Raw genomic sequence first — 17,820 nt, forward strand, 5'->3', positions numbered from 1 at the left:
CTGATGACAACGGAGGAACCGCTATGTCAAAAGATCCATTTTTGGAACGAGAAGCAGAGAAATACGAATCCCCAATTCCCAGTCGTGAATATATTCTGGCGCACATTGCCAAGCGGGATACGCCAATCAGCCGTGAGGAGTTGGCAACTGATCTGACATTAACTACCGACGAACAGCTTGAAGCGTTACGCCGCCGTTTGCGGGCCATGGAACGTGATGGGCAGTTGGTCTTTACCCGTCGTCAGTGCTATGCATTGCCGGAAAAACTGGATCTGCTGCGCGGTAAGGTTATTGGTCACCGCGATGGTTATGGTTTTCTGCGGGTGGAAGGTCGCAAGGACGATCTCTACTTATCGGCAGAGCAAATGAAAATTGCCATTCATGGCGATGTCGTATTAGCCCAGCCGTTGGGTGAAGATCGTAAGGGGCGCCGAGAAGGGCGTATTGTCCGTATTCTTGAACCTCGTACCGGGCAGATTGTTGGCCGCTATTTTGTTGACGCCGGTACTGGTTTTGTCGTGCCGGACGACAGTCGCCTGTGTTTCGATATCCTGATCCCGCCGGAATCTATTGGTGGTGCGCGGATGGGGTTCGTGGTGGTGGTAGAGCTGACTCAGCGTGCTACGCGTCGTACCAAGGCGGTAGGGAAAATCGTCGAGATCCTCGGAGACAACATGGGCACCGGGCTGGCGGTAGACATTGCCCTGCGCACCAACGAAATACCGCATACCTGGCCACCTAAAGTGGAAGAGCAAGTACGTGATCTTGCTGAAGAGGTGCCGGAAAATGCCAAGAAAGGTCGGGTGGATCTCCGTGAACTACCACTGGTAACGATTGATGGTGAAGATGCCCGTGATTTTGATGACGCCGTTTTCTGCGAGAAAAAACGTGGTGGCGGTTGGCGTCTGTGGGTCGCTATTGCTGATGTCAGTTATTATGTCCGGCCTAATACCCCGTTGGATAACGAGGCTCACGCCCGCGGCACGTCGGTTTACTTTCCTTCCCAAGTTGTTCCCATGCTGCCGGAAGTGCTCTCCAATGGACTGTGCTCGCTGAATCCACAGGTAGATCGTCTGTGTATGGTGTGCGAAATGACAGTCTCAGAGCAAGGTAAACTCACTTCTTACAAATTCTACGAAGCGGTGATGAGTTCCCACGCCCGTCTCACCTATACCAAAGTGTGGCATATTTTGCAGGGCGATGAAGAGTTGCGCACCCAGTATCATTCACTGGTGACGCCGCTGGAAGAACTGCACCGTTTATATAAGGTGTTGGAACATGCCCGGGATGTCCGCGGCGGTATTGCGTTCGAAACGGAAGAAGCCAAGTTTATTTTTAACGCCGAACGCCGGATTGAGCGGGTCGAGGCAGTAGTGCGTAACGATGCGCATAAACTGATTGAAGAGTGCATGATTCTGGCGAATATCTCGGCAGCCAGATTTGTGGAGAAAAACGAAGAGCCGGCATTGTTTCGTGTGCATGACCAGCCGAGTGAAGATCATGTCCTGGCGTTGCGCAGTGTGCTGGGAGAGCTGGGGCTGACATTAAAAGGTGGCATGAAACCGCAGCCGAAAGATTACGCCGAGTTGATGAACGAGGTCGCCGAACGTCCTGATCATGAAATGTTGCAAACCATGCTGCTGCGCTCAATGAAGCAGGCAGTGTACGATCCGGAAAACCGCGGACACTTTGGTCTGGCGTTGACGTCGTATGCGCATTTCACTTCGCCGATTCGTCGTTATCCTGATCTTTCACTGCATCGTGCAATTAAATATCTGCTTGGTGCACGTAAGGAACGTTGGACGCCAACCGGAGGCTGGCACAGTGATTTCCAGGAAATGCTACAACTGGGCCAACACTGCTCGATGACTGAACGCCGTGCGGATGAAGCCACCCGTTATGTATCGGACTGGCTGAAATGTGATTTCATGCAGGATCATGTAGGTAGCGTCTTTACCGGTATTATTGCCAGCGTGACGGGTTTTGGTTTCTTTGTTCGCCTGAACGATCTTTTCATCGACGGCCTGGTGCATGTCTCCACGCTGGATAACGATTACTATCGTTATGATAACGTCGGTCAGCGTTTGATCGGTGAATCCCGTGGCCAGGTTTATCGGCTGGGCGATGAAGTGGAAATCCGAGTGGAAGCGGTACATATGGATGAACGCAATATCGATTTTGCACTGGTTTCCAGTACCCGGAAAGTGCGGGGAGAAGGGAAAACCGCCCGTGAGCGCACCAGGAAAAGCAATGATCGGGAAGAAAAACCTACCCGTCGTCGTCGGGTAAGCCCGCGTACCAATTTTGAGCCGGATAAGGCGTTCCGTAATGAAGGGGAACGTAAGGGCAAAACTGCGGCCAAGTCGACAGACAAGCCGACAGACAGGCCGAAAAAGAAAACGGACAAAGCCAAAAAGAACGTGGAAAAAACACGTAAAATTGCGGCCGCGACCAAAGCAAAGCGGGCAAACAAAAAAACCGCAGAGTGATCTCTGTGGTATCGGTGATATGCCGATGATTGATTGAAATGATAGCGGGCGGTTTCCGTCCGTTTACCACTGTTGAAGAGCATCAATGAGCGAAATTATTTACGGTATCCATGCGGTTAAAGCCCTGTTGGAGCGCGATCCTCAGCGCTTTCTGGAAGTATTCATCCTGAAAGGACGCGAGGATCGTCGTTTGCAGCCGCTGATTGCGGAACTGGAATCCAGCGGTATCGCGGTACAGGTTGCCAACCGTCAGTGGCTGGATACCAAGGTCGAAGGCGCTGTACATCAGGGGATTGTCGCCAGAGTAAAGGAAGGTCGGCAATATCAGGAAAATGATCTGCCCGACTTGTTGTCGTCACTGGATACACCGTTTCTACTGGTGTTGGATGGTGTGACGGATCCGTACAATCTCGGTGCCTGCTTGCGTAGCGCCGATGCTGCTGGCATCCATGCGGTTATTGTCCCCCGAGATCGTTCTGCCCAATTAAACGCTACAGTGAAGAAAGTCGCTTGTGGTGCAGCGGAAAATGTACCGCTGATCCGCGTCACTAATCTGGCGCGTACACTGCGTTTTCTGCAGGAACAGAATATCTGGATTGTGGGCACGGCTGGGGAAGCTGACCATACGTTGTACCAAAGTAAACTGAATGGCCCGTTGGCGCTGGTCATGGGTGCCGAGGGTGAGGGCATGCGCCGGTTGACCAGAGAGCATTGCGACGAGTTGATCAGCATCCCGATGGCGGGTAGCGTTTCTTCCTTGAACGTCTCTGTGGCGACGGGGATCTGCCTGTTTGAGGTGGTGCGTCAGCGTAGCTGAAGCGGATTTTTTCTGTGGCGGGCAATTAATCACTGGCGTGTTTTATTGCCCGTTTCTCTGGTTGCCTCCATGGGGCGAATCGCCGTAATTTACCTTTATTGAGCAGCGAGTTTCTTCTGTACCATGATGCACCACAGTACCGAGTTCTTGGTCGGCCATGTCTCTTTCTTCGATGTTGATCTCAGTTGTTGCTCCACCTGCTGTTGCCAGCTTGTCGAGCCAATCTCTTTATTCTGCGTTTTAACCTGAGATTCAACCCAGTCATTCCATGCTGTACTACGACATGGTGCCGACGAGGTTGATGCTGCGCTGACATAGCCGGCCACAATGACTGACAGAACAAAAATGGTAATCGCTTGTTTCATTACTTACTCTCACGCCCTGTTAAAACGACGATGTGGAAGCGGGTTTCACGGATGAATTCGACGCGGAGTGGTACAGCACGGCATAGGCACGCCAAAGCTCCGAGATTATGCCATCACCATCGGTTTTCATGACGATCAGATAGTAATCCGCACCACGGGCATCGGCCTGGCGCTGAATTTCCCGATCAGCATCATCCGGGCTGCCACGTACGGTAACGGAAACGGTTCCGAATTTTTTCAGCGAGTAAGTCTGTGCCCGGCTAACTTCAATGGCGTGCTTGCCTGGCGGTGGCGGTGGAACGGGTTTTCCCTCAAACACGCTACATCCGGCCAATAACATAATCAACAGGATAGGCATAGCAAGTGTGCGCACCTTCATCATAGATTCCTATTTTTTCGAGGGTGATTCACAGTGTATCTGTTCTGACGGACGGTCGATACCGTAGCGGAGCAAGGTTCAAGAATATCATCAGGAAAATTACCTCCATGGTATGCCCGTAGCGGCCACCAAGGGTAATTAATCCTGGATGCGGAAGACGCTGACCAGTTCACTCAGGTGATGGCCTTTCTGGCGGAGTTCGTGCGCTGTCTGGTCGGAGTTTTGCACCAGTGAGGCATTTTTATGAATTGCCAGGCCAATCTGGTTGATGGCGTTATTTACCTGATCGATTCCCATCGACTGTTCACGAGAAGCGGTGTCAATGTCATTAACAATGGTGCTGACTTGTTGGATCCGTTGCAGCAGGTCTTCCATTACTGCCTGTGTTTTTTCAGAAAAACGATATCCGGATTCAATTCTGTCCAGTGACTCGGCGATCAGCGTTTCAATTTCTTTGGCGGCAGATGCGCTGTGCTGGGCCAGCGAACGCACTTCAGCGGCTACTACCGCAAAACCTTTACCGTGTTCACCTGCACGGGACGCCTCTACAGCAGCATTAAGCGCCAGAATATTAGTTTGAAACGCAATGGACTCAATGGTGGTAGTAATGTCGGCGATTCTCTGAGAAGAGCTTTTAATTTCACCCATGGTTGTAACCGAATCCGCGACTGTTTTGCTGCCGCTTTGTGCAGCTGATGCACTTTTATTGGCCAGATTTTTGGCGGCGGAAACATTATCCGCATTTTGTTTCACGGTAGAGGACAATTGTTTCATCGTGGCGGATGTCTCTTCTATACTGCTGGCCTGACGGGACATCTGCTCACTGATATTATCACTATCTTGTGCCAGCACATCGGTACCCTGTGCGATATCTTCCGAAGCATTCCGGACCTGAGAGACAATCCGGGTCAAGCCCTGACCGATACCGTTAATGGCATCAATCAGACGCCCCACTTCATCTTTGCTGGTAGAGGTCATTGTCGCTTGCAGATTTCCGTCCGCGAATTGTTCTGCGACTTTAACCACCTCTTCCAACGGTCGACTGACCCAGCGGCGGGTGAGAAACGCGAAAAACAGTGCGAAAACCACCACCGGTACGATACCACCCGATAGAAACAAATTGCGGGTACGATTCACCTCGGCCAGTAGACTCGCTTTACTGACAGTGCCGCCGATAATCCATTTCCACTGGGGAAGCGTGCGGTAAACCATCACCTGGATATCACGTTGCCCATCATCATATTCGAGCGTTCCGGTTCCGGTGCTGAGTACTTTTTGCAATGTGCCTTTTGACCAGTCAGGCTGTTTACCGGTCAGTTTGGGGTGGACCAGATAATTACCCGTTGTTTTTCCACTGTTGCCGAGTACGAAAAAGTAGCCGTCTTCGCCAATCTTTTTATCCAGAATACGTTGCTGCATCAGAGCAAATTCTTTGCTGATATCCACACCAACAAACAGAATGGCAACCACTCTGCCACTGTTGTCCATCACGGGTTTGTACTGGGTCATGTACTGTTTGCCAAACAGTGCGGCGATGCCACTGTACACTTGTCCATGACTGATTTTGGCATATGAGGGGCTTTCCCTGTCGAGTTTGGTGCCGATAGCGCGGGTGCCGTCCTCTTTTTTCAATGACGTAGTGATGCGGATAAAATCATCGCCGTCACGGGCGAAAACGGTGGATATTGCCCCGGTTCGGGCAAAGAAATCATCAACGATGGCGGTATTCTGATTAAGCACATCCTCGCCAGCGCGCAATGTGGGTGCGGTAATTGTCCCCACAGGAACGCGAGTCTGATTGTCGAGCGTGAACCGTGAGGGTAAAAAGCTGGTAAATAGGCGGGTGTAACTGTCAACTTCAGCTTGCAGGCTGGTATCGTACATTGAGATCATGTCAGTCACTCCGGTGACCTGGACTTCCATGTTTTGCAATGTAAGCGATTGGAGTTTATCGCCTGCTGAGCGCGTCATACTGAGAGTAAAGGTAATAAGTAACACGGCAACACTTAGTGAGGCAATAACTGACAGCCTTACACCCAAGTTCCAGTGTCTGAAAGTAAACCGCATAATTCTTCTCCCATAATAATGGAGTTACAAATATGTTAACGGCAAAAAGGTAAAAAAATTTATAACCTTATTTGTTTTGTCATGAGGGTCTTGAACTGGGGCGTTGTTGCTTGTTATGCGTAGCGCATGTCATTTTTTTTCAAAACGGTAGAACCTTTCCCGTGTATTTGAGCTGGCTATTCCTGAAATTAAAGGCAATCCGCAATATTGACATCATTGTGAAATGGCAGCACCGATGCCATTGTCATCCCGGTTTGTCACGCTATGGTGATGGTTGGCTGATTAATCTGTAATGTTCCTTGTGTTCCCTATCGCTGGCACCTATAATTACGCGTCATTTTTTCAGCCGATCATATAACACGTTCCTTGCTTCCATGGGCCGCGGCTGACCCTGACAGGAGGCTGAATAATCCGTAAGGAGCAATTTGATGCGTCATTACGAAATCGTTTTTATGGTTCATCCTGACCAAAGCGAACAGGTTCCAGGCATGATCGAACGTTACACTGGTGCTATCACCAATGTACAAGGTCAGATTCACCGTCTGGAAGACTGGGGCCGCCGTCAACTGGCTTATCCGATCAACAAACTGCACAAGGCTCATTATGTTCTGATGAACGTTGAGGCTCCGCAGGAAGTGATCGACGAGCTGGAAACTAACTTCCGCTTCAACGACGCCGTTATCCGTAGCATGATTATGCGCGTTAAACACGCGGTAACCGAAGCATCTCCAATGGTGAAAGCGAAAGACGAACGCCGTGAGCGTCGTGATGATTTCGCTGAAGCTGGCGAAGGTGCCGAAGCTGGGGATTCTGAAGAGTAATTGTTGTGGTGACGACTAATCGTCTGGTGCTGTCAGGCACGGTGTGCAAGACACCTATTCGAAAAGTCAGTCCTTCGGGTATTCCTCACTGTCAGTTTGTGCTTGAGCACCGCTCGACGCAGAAGGAAGCCGGATTCAACCGACAAGCATGGTGTCGTATGCCCGTGATTGTCAGTGGACGCGAGTCACAAGCATTTACCCACAGTATAACGGTCGGCATGCAACTTACTGTCTACGGTTTCATTAGTTGCCACCAAGGGCGCAATGGGCTGAGTAAGGTTGTGTTACATGCCGAGCAGATTGAATTGATAGATTCTGGAGACTAGCCAAATGGCACGTTATTTCCGTCGTCGCAAGTTCTGCCGTTTCACCGCGGAAGGCGTTGTAGAGATCGACTATAAAGACATCGCTACGCTGAAAAACTACATCACTGAAAGTGGTAAAATTGTACCAAGCCGTATTACCGGTACCCGTGCAAAATACCAGCGTCAACTGGCTCGTGCGATCAAGCGCGCGCGCTACCTGTCTTTGTTGCCGTACACTGATCGTCATCAGTAATCGGCCACTGTCCATTAACGAGACTTTGAGAGGATAAGGTAATGCAAGTTATTCTGCTTGATAAAGTAGCAAACCTGGGCAGCCTGGGTGACCAGGTAAATGTTAAATCGGGTTATGCTCGTAACTTTCTGGTTCCGCAGGGTAAAGCTGTGCCGGCAACCAAGAAAAACATAGAGTTTTTTGAAACTCGCCGCGCTGAACTGGAAGCCAAGCTGACAGAAGTTCTGACAGCTGCCGAAGCACGCGCTGCTAAAATCACCGCGCTGGGCACCGTTACCATCGCGTCTAAAGCAGGCGATGAAGGTAAATTGTTTGGTTCTATCGGTACCCGTGATATCGCTGATGCGGTAACTGCGGCGGGTGTTGACATTGCCAAGAGCGAAGTTCGTTTACCGAACGGCGTTCTGCGTACTCTGGGCGATCACGAAGTGAGCTTCCAGGTACACAGCGATGTATTTGCTACGCTGAATGTTGTTGTCGTTGCTGAAGTGTAATTAGCGCTGAAGATAACGAGTGAAACGCTGGCTTAGGCCAGCGTTTTGCATTTTGGGATACATACCCACTCCATTAATGGCCTCGCACTATTGCCATCACCATTAACGGGTACGGATGAATGAGCCATCCTGCTGCCGGACAAACTGGATAACCTGATTTTCCGGTGTTTCAATTTCCAACTCACTTACCATGCCTTGTGCGTTAAGTTGCAGCTTTATCTTCTGCCCAGCGTGGAGATTGTTGAGTGGTTTATTGCGCCCTTCTACCTGTGCCATGGCAAACACATCATTTACCGGCAGATTATTATCCCGAAATAATTGCGCCAGCGTTTGCCCAGCAACAATCTGGTAGTTCTTCCACTGATTGTTTGTGGTTGATGCCTCTGGTGCAGGCATGTTATCGACCAGTTTTGCCTGCATTGGTATGTTTCCCATCGTCAGTGGTATGGATCCGGACTCCTGATGTGATTGTAGCGGTGATTGTGGGGATGAATAAGGCCATAGCAGAACCAACAGCAGAAAGCCGGTGGCGATTAAAATCCAGCGACGATGAAAGTGGGGCAGTGGATCCATCCAATGGTAATCATCAGAAAGATGCCAGATATGATTCAGTGACATTTTTATTTGCCGAATAATGAGAGGTGCAGCAGAAGCGGTATCCGTTTCTTTATGCTCACCTGTCCTGCCAGTTTGTATCCGTCTCTGCCGGAAAAAACACAGGCGAGATTGCCACGAGATGTGGCGATTCCCGGTAGCTTTTTCTCTCCTGGGCGCGATTCTGCCCATGGTGACCTCTCTTAAAACCGTATAAAAGTAATAACAGATTAAGTATATCGGTAATTGATGAATGATGACCAGTTAACCATTTGATGCACAGCATAAGCTGTACTTTGGTTAGTCTATTCTTTGATAGCTGTCGGATGCCAGTATCATTCTGGTTTGTGAAATAAACTATAACCGTCTGCACAGAGGATTTTACCCCTAAACGCCGCGCTGTTATGCTTCGCTCTCAGTATTTTACAGATTAAAGGAACATCAATGACAACCCCTTCTTATGAAAGTGTAGAAGCGCAGGCAAGTTACGGTATTGGTTTACAGGTTGGTCAACAGTTGCAGGAATCAGGTTTGGAGGGATTAATTCCCGAAGCACTGGTTGCCGGCTTGCGTGACGCGATAGAAGGAAAGGTGCCCGCAGTGCCTGTAGACGTAGTACATCGTGCGCTGCGTGAGGTCCATGAACGTGCAGATGCCGTGCGACGTGACCGTCAGCAGGCGTTGGCTGTTGAAGGACAACATTTTCTGGAGGTAAACGCACAGCAGGAAGGCGTAAGCAGTACAGAGTCTGGTCTACAGTTCCGGGTCCTGACCCAGGGCGAAGGTGAGATTCCGTCGCGTCAGGATCGTGTACGGGTACATTATACTGGGCGTTTGATTGACGGAACGGTATTTGACAGTTCGGTAGAGCGCGGTCAACCTGCCGAGTTTCCGGTCAATGGCGTGATCCCCGGCTGGATTGAAGCGCTGACCCTGATGCCCGCCGGCTCCAAATGGGAACTCTATATCCCGCATAATCTGGCGTATGGCGAGCGTGGCGCGGGTGCCTCTATTCCGCCATTCAGTGCGTTGATTTTTGAAGTCGAATTGCTGGAAATTCTGTAAATAGTCATGCCGGACATTCAGACTGATGTCCGGCTGCTCATCATCTGGTCAGCATGGGACGATAGTGATGAACCCGTCGCATGGCCACCAGATCTTTGCGTCTGACCACATTGGTGGGATAAACGCTTCCGGCCAGTGACGTGGTGTCCACCTGTAGTGTTGTCGTAACGCCTTCCTCCTGCCATAACACTTGTTCATCTCTGGGATAATGAAAGGTTTCCGGTCCGAATAGACCACTGTAGCCGCCGATTCCTGACTTGGGTTCTACTCGGTTTGCCAGGGCCAGATAGAGGTTGTTTTCTCCAGCCCGTGTACGGAATAAGTGCCAGTGAAGCGGGTCAGCCCCGGTGGGGATCGGGTAGTTTTGTGCCACCCGGCTGCCGGTATGCTTATCGGTAAATCCGCCGTCCAACGCGGCTGAGCAGGCTACGATATCGCATCCCATCAAGGCCAGAATGCGGGCCGATTCGGGAAATAGCGCATCATGTCCCAGTAGTAGTCCAATACGACCGACATCGGTATCGAAAACACCCCATTGTTCACCTGCACTGGCCCACTGTTGGTAAGTCGTGGGAATGTGCAGTTGGCGATAACAACCGACCACGCCTTCCGGGCCGAGCAACACCTGAGCGTTATAGCGATTTCCACCGATCTTTTCGGCCATGCCGAATACCAGCCAGACACGCTGGGTCATGGCCAGATGCAACAAGGGCTGGAGATACGGCGACTCTAGCGTGATGGCCCGATTTTCCGGGTTGTCATAACCGGTGAGCGCCAGTTCGGGAAAGACGATCAGGTCACTGTGCTGCTGTTCGATGGCTTGCCGAGCCAGCGTTACCATACGTTTACTGTTGTGTTCAATGTCGTTCTCCGGAGAGAACTGAACCACCGAGAGGTGGCTTTGTTTGCCGGGTGGTAGCGGACGGTGATCGTAGAGTTTGAAGAAGTCAGTTGGATTCCATAAGAAACTATTACTCAGCAACTGATGATAGAGCGTGGGGCGGCGTTGCTGAAAAACCGCTTCCCCCAGCACCTGTCGTGGGCGGTTGATAATATCCAGCATGGCGTAGGCGATGCCATTGCCCTGATCTACCACATCCAGAATATGGCCGTCCGGTGCAATGATGCAACTTCCACCGCTGAACTGCACGCCTCGTTCCCGTCCCCAGCGATTACTTTCCAGCAGGTAACAGCTGTTTTCCATGGCCCGGCTGATCCAATATGGCGCAGGAGTTCGTTCCGCTAACCAGTTGCTGATATGGCAGATAATATCTGCCCCGGCCAATGCCAGCAGTCGTGCAGTTTCCACATAATGAATATCCATGCAGATCAGCATACCAATGCGGCCCAACGGGGTATCAAACACCCGGTGTTCCTCGCCTGCGGCGGCCCATTTGGGTTCGGAAATATAGGGGTGACTTTTACGGTGGCAACCCATGACGCCATCAGGGCCAATTAATATAGCGCTGTTGTAGTAAAGTCCTGTTGCCGCTTCAAGCTCTGGCATACCCAGCACGATGTAACATTGATAGTGTTTCGCCAGTTCAGTAAACCGTTCCGTCGTGTGTCCGGGCACGGTTTCCACTTGATCGGCAATTTCCTCCCGGTCGTACCAACAGTAACCGGTGGTGGCCATTTCTGGGGTAGTGATGAGTCTGGCGCCTTGTTGCGCGGCTTGTTCCACCAGTGAAAACAGACTGTCAATATTAGCTTCCTTGTCGAATAACCTGGGTTCGAACTGCACGGCGGCGGCAAGAAAAGAGGGAGTAGGCATTATGTTTCCTCTCAAAATAGGATTCAGGGATGCGGTTTGCTGTCAGCCTTTTTTGGTAGCAAGCGCATTAGGGGTCGTCATGGAAAACACATCGTTGGCTTGCATCAGTGCGCAAGCCATCTCTTCCACAGTGATGCGTTTGTCCATGGCCTGATGGCGTAAAATTTCATAAGCACGTACCTCACTGATGCCATGCATACGCATCAGAATCGCTTTGGCTTCGCTGACGTAGCGAATCCCTTGCATTTTCTTTTCCAGCCTTTCGAAACGTTCCGCCATGCATCGGTGTCGCTGGGTATGATGTAGTGCCATCACCATGGAGGAGAGCAGACCTGATGCGCGGATAGGCGTGGTGATGATGGCACCGGCTCCCATGTTCAACGCTTGATCGATAAACGTCGGGTTTTCATAGGTAATCACCGAAATCAGTGCATGACGGCAGTGATCCATCCAGGGGGTGTCCAGTTCAGGTTGATCCGATTGTGGCGTGAAAAAAATGACGTCAGTGTCCGTTGGTAATCGTTCCGGAATCGGCCAGAAGGCCCGAACCTTGAACCCCATGCGGCGCAGATGTTTGGTTAGCGTTTCACCGTCCTCGTCATTGGGATGAAGAACGACACAACGGACTTCCCGGCTGAGCAATAGGGTGGTGGTATTGTTATTAAGTGGGTTATGGCGCATGGGGATACTCCACTTTTGACAGTTTGGTGACCCAGTCTCCCTGTACCTGATTGGTCATGTAAGGATCGGGAGGGACAATCCGTCGTGATTCCCGCAAGATGGTGAACTGGCCGGTTGGGTTGGCTTTTCCGATACGTGGATACAATCCGGTATGGTGGTTAAGCGGGTCGATGCATATCCGTCCCTGGGGGGCGTTAAATTCACTACCGCACAGTGCAGGCAGCAATTTCGGCAGGGCATCACTGCCGCAAGCGCCCATAGCGTTGGCGAACAGATGTACCTGGCTGTAAGTGGCTTCCCAGTTCATGTCCGTGGTCAGTGTCGAGCCGAACATTTGCCGAAATGTGGTCAATGCCATTTGGTTGGCTGGTGTGGCAATGCTTTGAAAATACGGGGACGAGGTGATATGCCCCGCCGCCATGTCTGCCCCCATCACGGCAATTTCCGTCTCGGACGTGTTCAGACTACCGATAGGCATTTTCTCCGGATCGAGCCCTGCCTCATAGTAAGCCCGGTATAGATAGGGAACGGTTTGGCCGATGACCGTACTGAAAATAAAGTCTGGTTGTTTCTTGCGTACTTCTTCCATGATGGGTAGAAACGCGTCATAAGAGGCATTCAGGTCCAAATAGCGTTCACCTATCACCGCGCCATCATCTCGTTGTAACAGCAACTCTTGCATATTCCGGTTGCATTCATAGGGATAGATGTAACGTGAGCCGATCATGAATACCCGGGCGCCAAAATGGCTGGAAAGGTAATCTTCCAGTTGCAGGCAATTCTGGTTTGGTGCCGCCCCGCCATAGAAAATGTTTTCTGAAAATTCAAAACCTTCATATAACTGAGAATAGAACAGCAGGCGCTGATATTTTTCCACCACAGGTGACATGGCTTTGCGGCTGCTGGACGTGTAGCCGCCGAAAATGACATTCACCTGATGTTCCACAATCAGCTGTTCTGCCAATGTTCGAAAGCGGGCATTGTCTGATAATGGATCAAGGTGAATTGCTTGCAGGGGACGTCCGTGGATCCCCCCGGCCTGATTGATCTCGTCAATGGCTTGCAGTGCTCCCCGTAGCTGAGACTGTTCCAGCAGCGCGGTGACACCACTGGACGAGTACAGCAAGCCGATGTTGATTGGTGTTGAAAGCCCCATAATGACTCGCTTTAGGTTGGTAAAAGGGTAACGAGACGCCGAACGTCATCTATTTCGTAACATTACCGGGCCAGCAGATGTTTGTTCAGCATGGCCCCAACGGTATATTTAGGATCGACCATATTGCCCAGCCGGACCTTACCGCACTGGCTTAGCAGCATGTAGGCATCCCACTGTTCAAAGCCAAAATCCTCCACCAGCCAGTAAATCAAGTCACGGTAGGCAATACGGGTGGCATCTTCCAGCGGACGGGCGCTGCCAATGCTCATAATGGTTTCCTGGTTTTCCATCCGCGGCCAGGAGAGTGCCCAATGTTTGATTAGATCGACTTTAATGGTAGTAACGGATGGGTATTCCACCGCCGTACCGCAGATTTCACCATCTCCCTGACAAGCGTGCGCGTCGCCGATGAACAACCTGCCGCCGGGAGAACGTACCGGCAAATAGGTAATGCTGCCTGGGCCGATGTCAGGAACATCCATATTGCCGCCGTGATTATCTGGCGTCAGTGAGTTGATAGAGTCGATCTCCGGCGACACGCTCAGTGTGCCGATATGGGGCTTATAAGGCAGAGTATGGCGTTTGCTCCAGTAGACTTTTTCGCTGTCCAGCTTGATGATCCTGACCTTTTCCGGCAGTGGATCGTTAAGCATGGCGGTCAGATCGGTGCCGGTCAGCCCGCCAAAATGCGGGATCATGGCGCAGATGCCATAGGGATTTTCCCCACGTGGCAGCATGGATTCAATATGTACCGCCAGCACATCACCTTTTTCCGCGCCACGGACCATAATCGGACCATTTTGCGGATTGAGAAAAGGCATCTTCAGTAACTGGCTGGGGATATCCTGCTCGGACTGAATAGCACCTTCAAACGCATCCCGGGTATCGACAATGACACGATCACCTGGATCGATGGTGAGCACTGGCGTGGAGTAAGGACCGATAGTGTAGTGGAATGCTTTCTGCATCTCTTCGGTCAAATGGTGAGTAATGGATTCTCGCTGTGCGCCTACTCCACGTTTGAACATGATCGATTCTTTCAACCAGTCATTTTTCATTGTTCATTTCTCCGTAAATGGGTTACCAACTGCAGGTATTGGTATCGGGTCACCAACGTGAACGTGTGCTGATGACGCCAGTAATTATTGGCATGACGGTTACAACATCAGATGTCGGCGTATGCCGTCGTCATCTGAGAGCTGCCGCTGATCCAGCGTGTCGATGACCCGGCCTTTATCCATGACACAGCATCGGTGAGCAGCCCGTTGAATCATGGCGATATCCTGTTCTACCAAGATCACGGCGACTCGCAGCTCTTGAGCGATGCGCACCAGCGTATCGGCGATGATGGTGACGATAGAGGGCTGAACGCCTTCGGAGGGTTCATCTAGCAACAATACTTTGGGGGAACCGACCAGTGCGCGGGCGATGGCCAGTTGTTGTTGTTCACCACCACTCATGGTGCCGGCCTTTTGTTTCAGCCGCTGGCGTAGAATCGGAAAATAGTTGAGCACCCGCTCCAGCAGATCCTGTGCCAGTTCCCGGTGTTCCCGGACAAACTGCATGCCAACCTGTAGGTTTTCCGCGACGGTCAATCCGGAGAAGATCTCCCGTCCTTGTGGCACATAGCCGATGCCCAGCCGAGCCCGTCGTTGGGGGGAGGTGTGGGTGATTTCGGTTTCGCCCAGCAGTATCTTGCCTTGTCGTATAGGTATGGTGCCGATCAGGGAACGCATCAGTGTGGTTTTACCCACACCATTTCGGCCAATCAATCCCAGGATTTCCGCCGTATTGAGTTGCAATGAGGTGCCATTGAGCACCAGTCCGCCGTCGTAGCCACTGGTGACATTATCGATTTGCAGTAGTATGTCTTTCATCCGTTTTTCCCCAGGTAGATATCTGCCACGTCATCCCGCATCAGTACATCTTGTGCATTACCGTCGGCAAACACATGACCACCGTGCAATACGGTGACCTGAGAGGCGATCTGTCGAACGAACGTCATGTCGTGTTCCACCACCATCAGCGTCAGGCCATCGCGCTGCATTTGTTTGATAAGTTCACCGGTTAAATAGGTCTCTTCCACCGAGAGCCCTGCTACAGGCTCATCCAACATCAGCAGAGAGGGTTGAAGCGACACCGCCATAGCCATTTCAAGCCACTGTTTTTTACCATGGGAGAGGTTGCCCGCCCGTTGATGGTATTCGCTGGTGAGATTGAAACGCTGCAACAGGTCATCAACGTTATCGGACTGGCGGCGCTTTGCTCGCCGATGACTCAACGACAGTTGCAGATGCTGCGCTACGCTGAGATCCGCAAAGATGCCGGGGATCTGAAATTTGATGCTCATGCCCCGACGAATGCGCTGAAAAGGGGGTAAGGCATTGAGGCGTTCTCCCTGAAAACGGATCTCGCCGCTACTGGGGGCGTGTTCACCGGTCAACAACTTGAAGAAGGTGCTTTTGCCCGCGCCGTTCGGCCCGATCACACAGCGCACTTCTCCCTGGCGGATGCGGATGTCTACCTGATGGATCACCTGAATGCCGCCGAAACGTTTACCCAGCCCCTGCGTCTCTAATACCGGTGTGTTATTCATAATGAAGTCCTCTTGTGACGAGAGGCGGCAAATAGTCGTCGTATACGATGCATCAACCAGGCCAAAATACCTTCAGGTGCGATAAGAATGACGAACAGCAGGATTACGCCGAGCAGAATCATGGCGTATTCACTGCCATAAACCGCCAGCCACTGCGACAGCCACACCAGTAGTGCGGTTATGATGACAGTGCTGAGGAGGCTTTTTCGTCCAGCGGTAGCCACCCAGATCACTGGCATGGCCGCCGCAGATAATCCCATTGAAGACGGGGTGATGTAGGAGCCCCATAGGGTGTACAGCACACCAGACAGGCCGGACAGCACCCCGCCGATAGTGAATATCAGCAATTGATAGCGACGAATATCAATACCCAACATTTCGGCTCGACGCGGATTTTCCCGGATAGCGGCGAGCGTCAGGCCGGTATCGCTGCGCAACAGGCGCTGCATGCCGAAGTAAACCACTGTCAGCAGCAACACAATCAGGTAATAGAAGGCGTTGTCCTCCAGCGTAATCCCTCCCGGCAGCGCCAGCGGCGGCATGCCAGACATACCATTGAAGCCGTTCAGGCGTGCGCTGCCGATAGCCCATTGTGGTCCGGCGGTTTGCGACATAAACATTTCCAACACCAGTGTGAACGACAGCGTGACAATCCCTACGAAGATGCCAGTCACACCACCATAGAACATCATGTAACCGAGGGCGGCAGCGACTGCGCCAGCCATCACTAATGCCAGTACAAAGCCAGACCAGGTAGAAAAAACGCCATCACCGAAGTTCAGTGTTAGAACACCATAGGTATATCCGGCCAGCCCGAAAAAGGCTGTCTGGCCAAACGAGAGAATCCCGGCCTGCCCCCACATGGCGGCCAATCCTATAGCGCAGAAAGCCCAGAGTAGAAAGTAGGCCAGATTGTTAATGAACCCGCTGTCTAGAATCAGTGGCAACAGCACTGCCGATACCAGAAATATCAGACCATTCCATGGTATACGCGGGTGTTTCTGTCGTTCTGTTATGGTGAGGTTGAGAGAGTTTATGGTCACAGGCAGCTCCTAACGATTGCGGGTAAACAGGCTGCCGACACCGTTTGGCAACAGGCGGATAACCAACATGGCCGTAATCAGCAGGCCGATTTGACCGGCCAGTTGTCCATACCAGGCATTCAGACCGGTCTGGATAGTGCTAAGCGTCATGGCAGCAGGAATGGTGCCAATCAGCACATTGGCACCGCCTACGACGACTGAAACGAAAGCTTGTATGATGAACGCATTGCCCATCGTGGGAACAGCCGTCATCGTCGGGGCATAAATAGCCCCCGCCAACCCGGCCATCCCGGCACCCAGTGCGAATGTCTGGGTATAGATACGGTCGGTTTCCAGTCCAAGACAAGAGGCCATGCGGGCATTTTGTATTGTGGCTCTGGCGCAGACGCCGTAATTGGTATGGAAAAACAGCCAGTACAGCAGCAGGAGCACCGCGATGGCGAACAGCGGCAGCAAGGCCCGGTAGGTGGAAAACGAGTAGTCACCTAGTGTGAATGAACCAAACGGCGTGGAAAGTCCTTCCAGTGAGGGCCCCGCCAACAGCAACATGCTTTGCTGCACAATCAGGCTAATCGCCCAGGTGGCTACCACCGAGTCATATAGGCGATCATACAGATGACGAACCACTAGCCGTTCGATGACGCCACCGGCAAAAGCCGACACCAGAGCGCCGACCAGCATGGCGAGCGGAAGTGGTAGCCCGGATTTGTTCAGCGTGATGGTCACGTAAGCTCCGCACATGATGAATTCACCATGGGCCAGATTAATAACGCCCATCATGCCGAAGATCACCGCCAGCCCAAGAGCTGACAGAACCAGAAAGGCAAAGTTATCGCCAAACTGGTAGATCGCTGAATAAACAAAGGACAGCAATAACATGACAGTACAATCCTTGGTGTCCCGACTGACACCGGTTGAGAT

General features: G+C 51.6%; 19 protein-coding genes. 7 read left to right on the plus strand and 12 right to left on the minus strand.

Features of this window, described 5'->3' with window-relative positions:
• Nucleotides 1–23: 23 nt before the first annotated feature.
• On the plus strand, nt 24–2,489 hold the full coding sequence (gene rnr / locus CWC46_RS06990; RefSeq protein ID WP_021017587.1) for a ribonuclease R: 2,466 nt from the start codon (nt 24–26) through the stop codon (nt 2,487–2,489).
• 85 nt (nt 2,490–2,574) lie between these two features.
• Nucleotides 2,575–3,306: a 23S rRNA (guanosine(2251)-2'-O)-methyltransferase RlmB gene (rlmB, locus tag CWC46_RS06995; protein WP_021017586.1), complete on the plus strand. Its 732-nt coding sequence runs from the start codon at nt 2,575–2,577 to the stop codon at nt 3,304–3,306.
• A gap of 95 nt (nt 3,307–3,401) precedes the next feature.
• Here the strand turns inward: rlmB and CWC46_RS07000 are convergent, their stop codons facing one another.
• The 3 genes from CWC46_RS07000 to CWC46_RS07010 form a co-directional block, all read right to left on the minus strand.
• On the minus strand, nt 3,402–3,671 hold the full coding sequence (locus CWC46_RS07000; RefSeq protein ID WP_021017585.1) for a hypothetical protein: 270 nt from the start codon (nt 3,669–3,671) through the stop codon (nt 3,402–3,404).
• Between the two features lie 19 nt (nt 3,672–3,690).
• Nucleotides 3,691–4,053: a biofilm peroxide resistance protein BsmA gene (gene bsmA / locus CWC46_RS07005; RefSeq protein ID WP_101377476.1), complete on the minus strand. Its 363-nt coding sequence runs from the start codon at nt 4,051–4,053 to the stop codon at nt 3,691–3,693.
• A 135-nt stretch (nt 4,054–4,188) separates the two neighbouring features.
• Nucleotides 4,189–6,117 carry a Cache 3/Cache 2 fusion domain-containing protein gene (locus CWC46_RS07010; protein WP_021017583.1) on the minus strand — a complete coding sequence of 643 codons (1,929 nt, stop codon included), beginning with the start codon at nt 6,115–6,117 and terminating at the stop codon, nt 4,189–4,191.
• 428 nt (nt 6,118–6,545) lie between these two features.
• On the opposite strand from CWC46_RS07010, the gene rpsF reads away from it, so the two are divergent.
• The 4 genes from rpsF to rplI are packed head-to-tail and all read left to right on the plus strand — an operon-like array spanning nt 6,546 to nt 7,990.
• Complete coding sequence (gene rpsF, locus CWC46_RS07015; RefSeq protein ID WP_021017582.1) at nt 6,546–6,938, plus strand: 30S ribosomal protein S6; 393 nt, start codon at nt 6,546–6,548, stop codon at nt 6,936–6,938.
• 5 nt (nt 6,939–6,943) lie between these two features.
• The gene (gene priB / locus CWC46_RS07020) at nt 6,944–7,264 is read left to right on the plus strand and encodes a primosomal replication protein N (RefSeq protein WP_021017581.1); all 321 of its coding nucleotides are present in this window, start codon (nt 6,944–6,946) and stop codon (nt 7,262–7,264) included.
• Nucleotides 7,265–7,268: 4 nt separating this feature from the next.
• A complete protein-coding gene (gene rpsR / locus CWC46_RS07025; RefSeq protein WP_005974788.1) occupies nt 7,269–7,496 on the plus strand; it encodes a 30S ribosomal protein S18 in 228 nt (75 codons plus the stop codon).
• 41 nt (nt 7,497–7,537) lie between these two features.
• The gene (rplI, locus tag CWC46_RS07030; RefSeq protein WP_021017580.1) at nt 7,538–7,990 is read left to right on the plus strand and encodes a 50S ribosomal protein L9; all 453 of its coding nucleotides are present in this window, start codon (nt 7,538–7,540) and stop codon (nt 7,988–7,990) included.
• A 102-nt stretch (nt 7,991–8,092) separates the two neighbouring features.
• On the opposite strand, the gene CWC46_RS07035 is transcribed toward rplI, so the two are convergent.
• Complete coding sequence (locus CWC46_RS07035; protein ID WP_237160212.1) at nt 8,093–8,608, minus strand: OapA family protein; 516 nt, start codon at nt 8,606–8,608, stop codon at nt 8,093–8,095.
• Nucleotides 8,609–9,028: 420 nt separating this feature from the next.
• On the opposite strand from CWC46_RS07035, the gene fklB reads away from it, so the two are divergent.
• The gene (gene fklB, locus CWC46_RS07040; protein ID WP_021017578.1) at nt 9,029–9,649 is read left to right on the plus strand and encodes an FKBP-type peptidyl-prolyl cis-trans isomerase; all 621 of its coding nucleotides are present in this window, start codon (nt 9,029–9,031) and stop codon (nt 9,647–9,649) included.
• A gap of 40 nt (nt 9,650–9,689) precedes the next feature.
• Here the strand turns inward: fklB and CWC46_RS07045 are convergent, their stop codons facing one another.
• From CWC46_RS07045 to CWC46_RS07080, 8 genes are all read right to left on the minus strand, one after another.
• The gene (locus tag CWC46_RS07045; RefSeq protein ID WP_021017577.1) at nt 9,690–11,423 is read right to left on the minus strand and encodes a nitrilase-related carbon-nitrogen hydrolase; all 1,734 of its coding nucleotides are present in this window, start codon (nt 11,421–11,423) and stop codon (nt 9,690–9,692) included.
• Between the two features lie 42 nt (nt 11,424–11,465).
• Nucleotides 11,466–12,104 (minus strand): ANTAR domain-containing response regulator, encoded by a 639-nt coding sequence (locus CWC46_RS07050; RefSeq protein WP_021017576.1) that lies wholly within the window; start codon nt 12,102–12,104, stop codon nt 11,466–11,468.
• Entirely contained in the window at nt 12,094–13,260 is a 1,167-nt protein-coding gene (locus CWC46_RS07055) for a transporter substrate-binding domain-containing protein (RefSeq protein WP_021017575.1), read from the minus strand. Before CWC46_RS07055 ends, CWC46_RS07050 begins: the two co-directional genes overlap by 11 nt.
• A 62-nt stretch (nt 13,261–13,322) precedes the next feature.
• A complete protein-coding gene (locus CWC46_RS07060) occupies nt 13,323–14,318 on the minus strand; it encodes an acetamidase/formamidase family protein (RefSeq protein ID WP_021017574.1) in 996 nt (331 codons plus the stop codon).
• Nucleotides 14,319–14,417: 99 nt separating this feature from the next.
• A complete protein-coding gene (locus CWC46_RS07065; protein ID WP_021017573.1) occupies nt 14,418–15,137 on the minus strand; it encodes an ABC transporter ATP-binding protein in 720 nt (239 codons plus the stop codon).
• Nucleotides 15,134–15,856 carry an ABC transporter ATP-binding protein gene (locus CWC46_RS07070; RefSeq protein WP_021017572.1) on the minus strand — a complete coding sequence of 241 codons (723 nt, stop codon included), beginning with the start codon at nt 15,854–15,856 and terminating at the stop codon, nt 15,134–15,136. The genes CWC46_RS07065 and CWC46_RS07070 overlap by 4 nt, the downstream gene beginning before the upstream one ends.
• A complete protein-coding gene (locus CWC46_RS07075; RefSeq protein WP_021017571.1) occupies nt 15,853–16,899 on the minus strand; it encodes an ABC transporter permease subunit in 1,047 nt (348 codons plus the stop codon). Before CWC46_RS07075 ends, CWC46_RS07070 begins: the two co-directional genes overlap by 4 nt.
• A 9-nt stretch (nt 16,900–16,908) precedes the next feature.
• Nucleotides 16,909–17,778 (minus strand): ABC transporter permease subunit, encoded by an 870-nt coding sequence (locus tag CWC46_RS07080; RefSeq protein WP_021017570.1) that lies wholly within the window; start codon nt 17,776–17,778, stop codon nt 16,909–16,911.
• Nucleotides 17,779–17,820: the final 42 nt, after the last annotated feature.

The organism is Prodigiosinella confusarubida, assembly GCF_002847015.1.
Classification (GTDB): Bacteria; Pseudomonadota; Gammaproteobacteria; order Enterobacterales; family Enterobacteriaceae; genus Prodigiosinella; species Prodigiosinella aquatilis.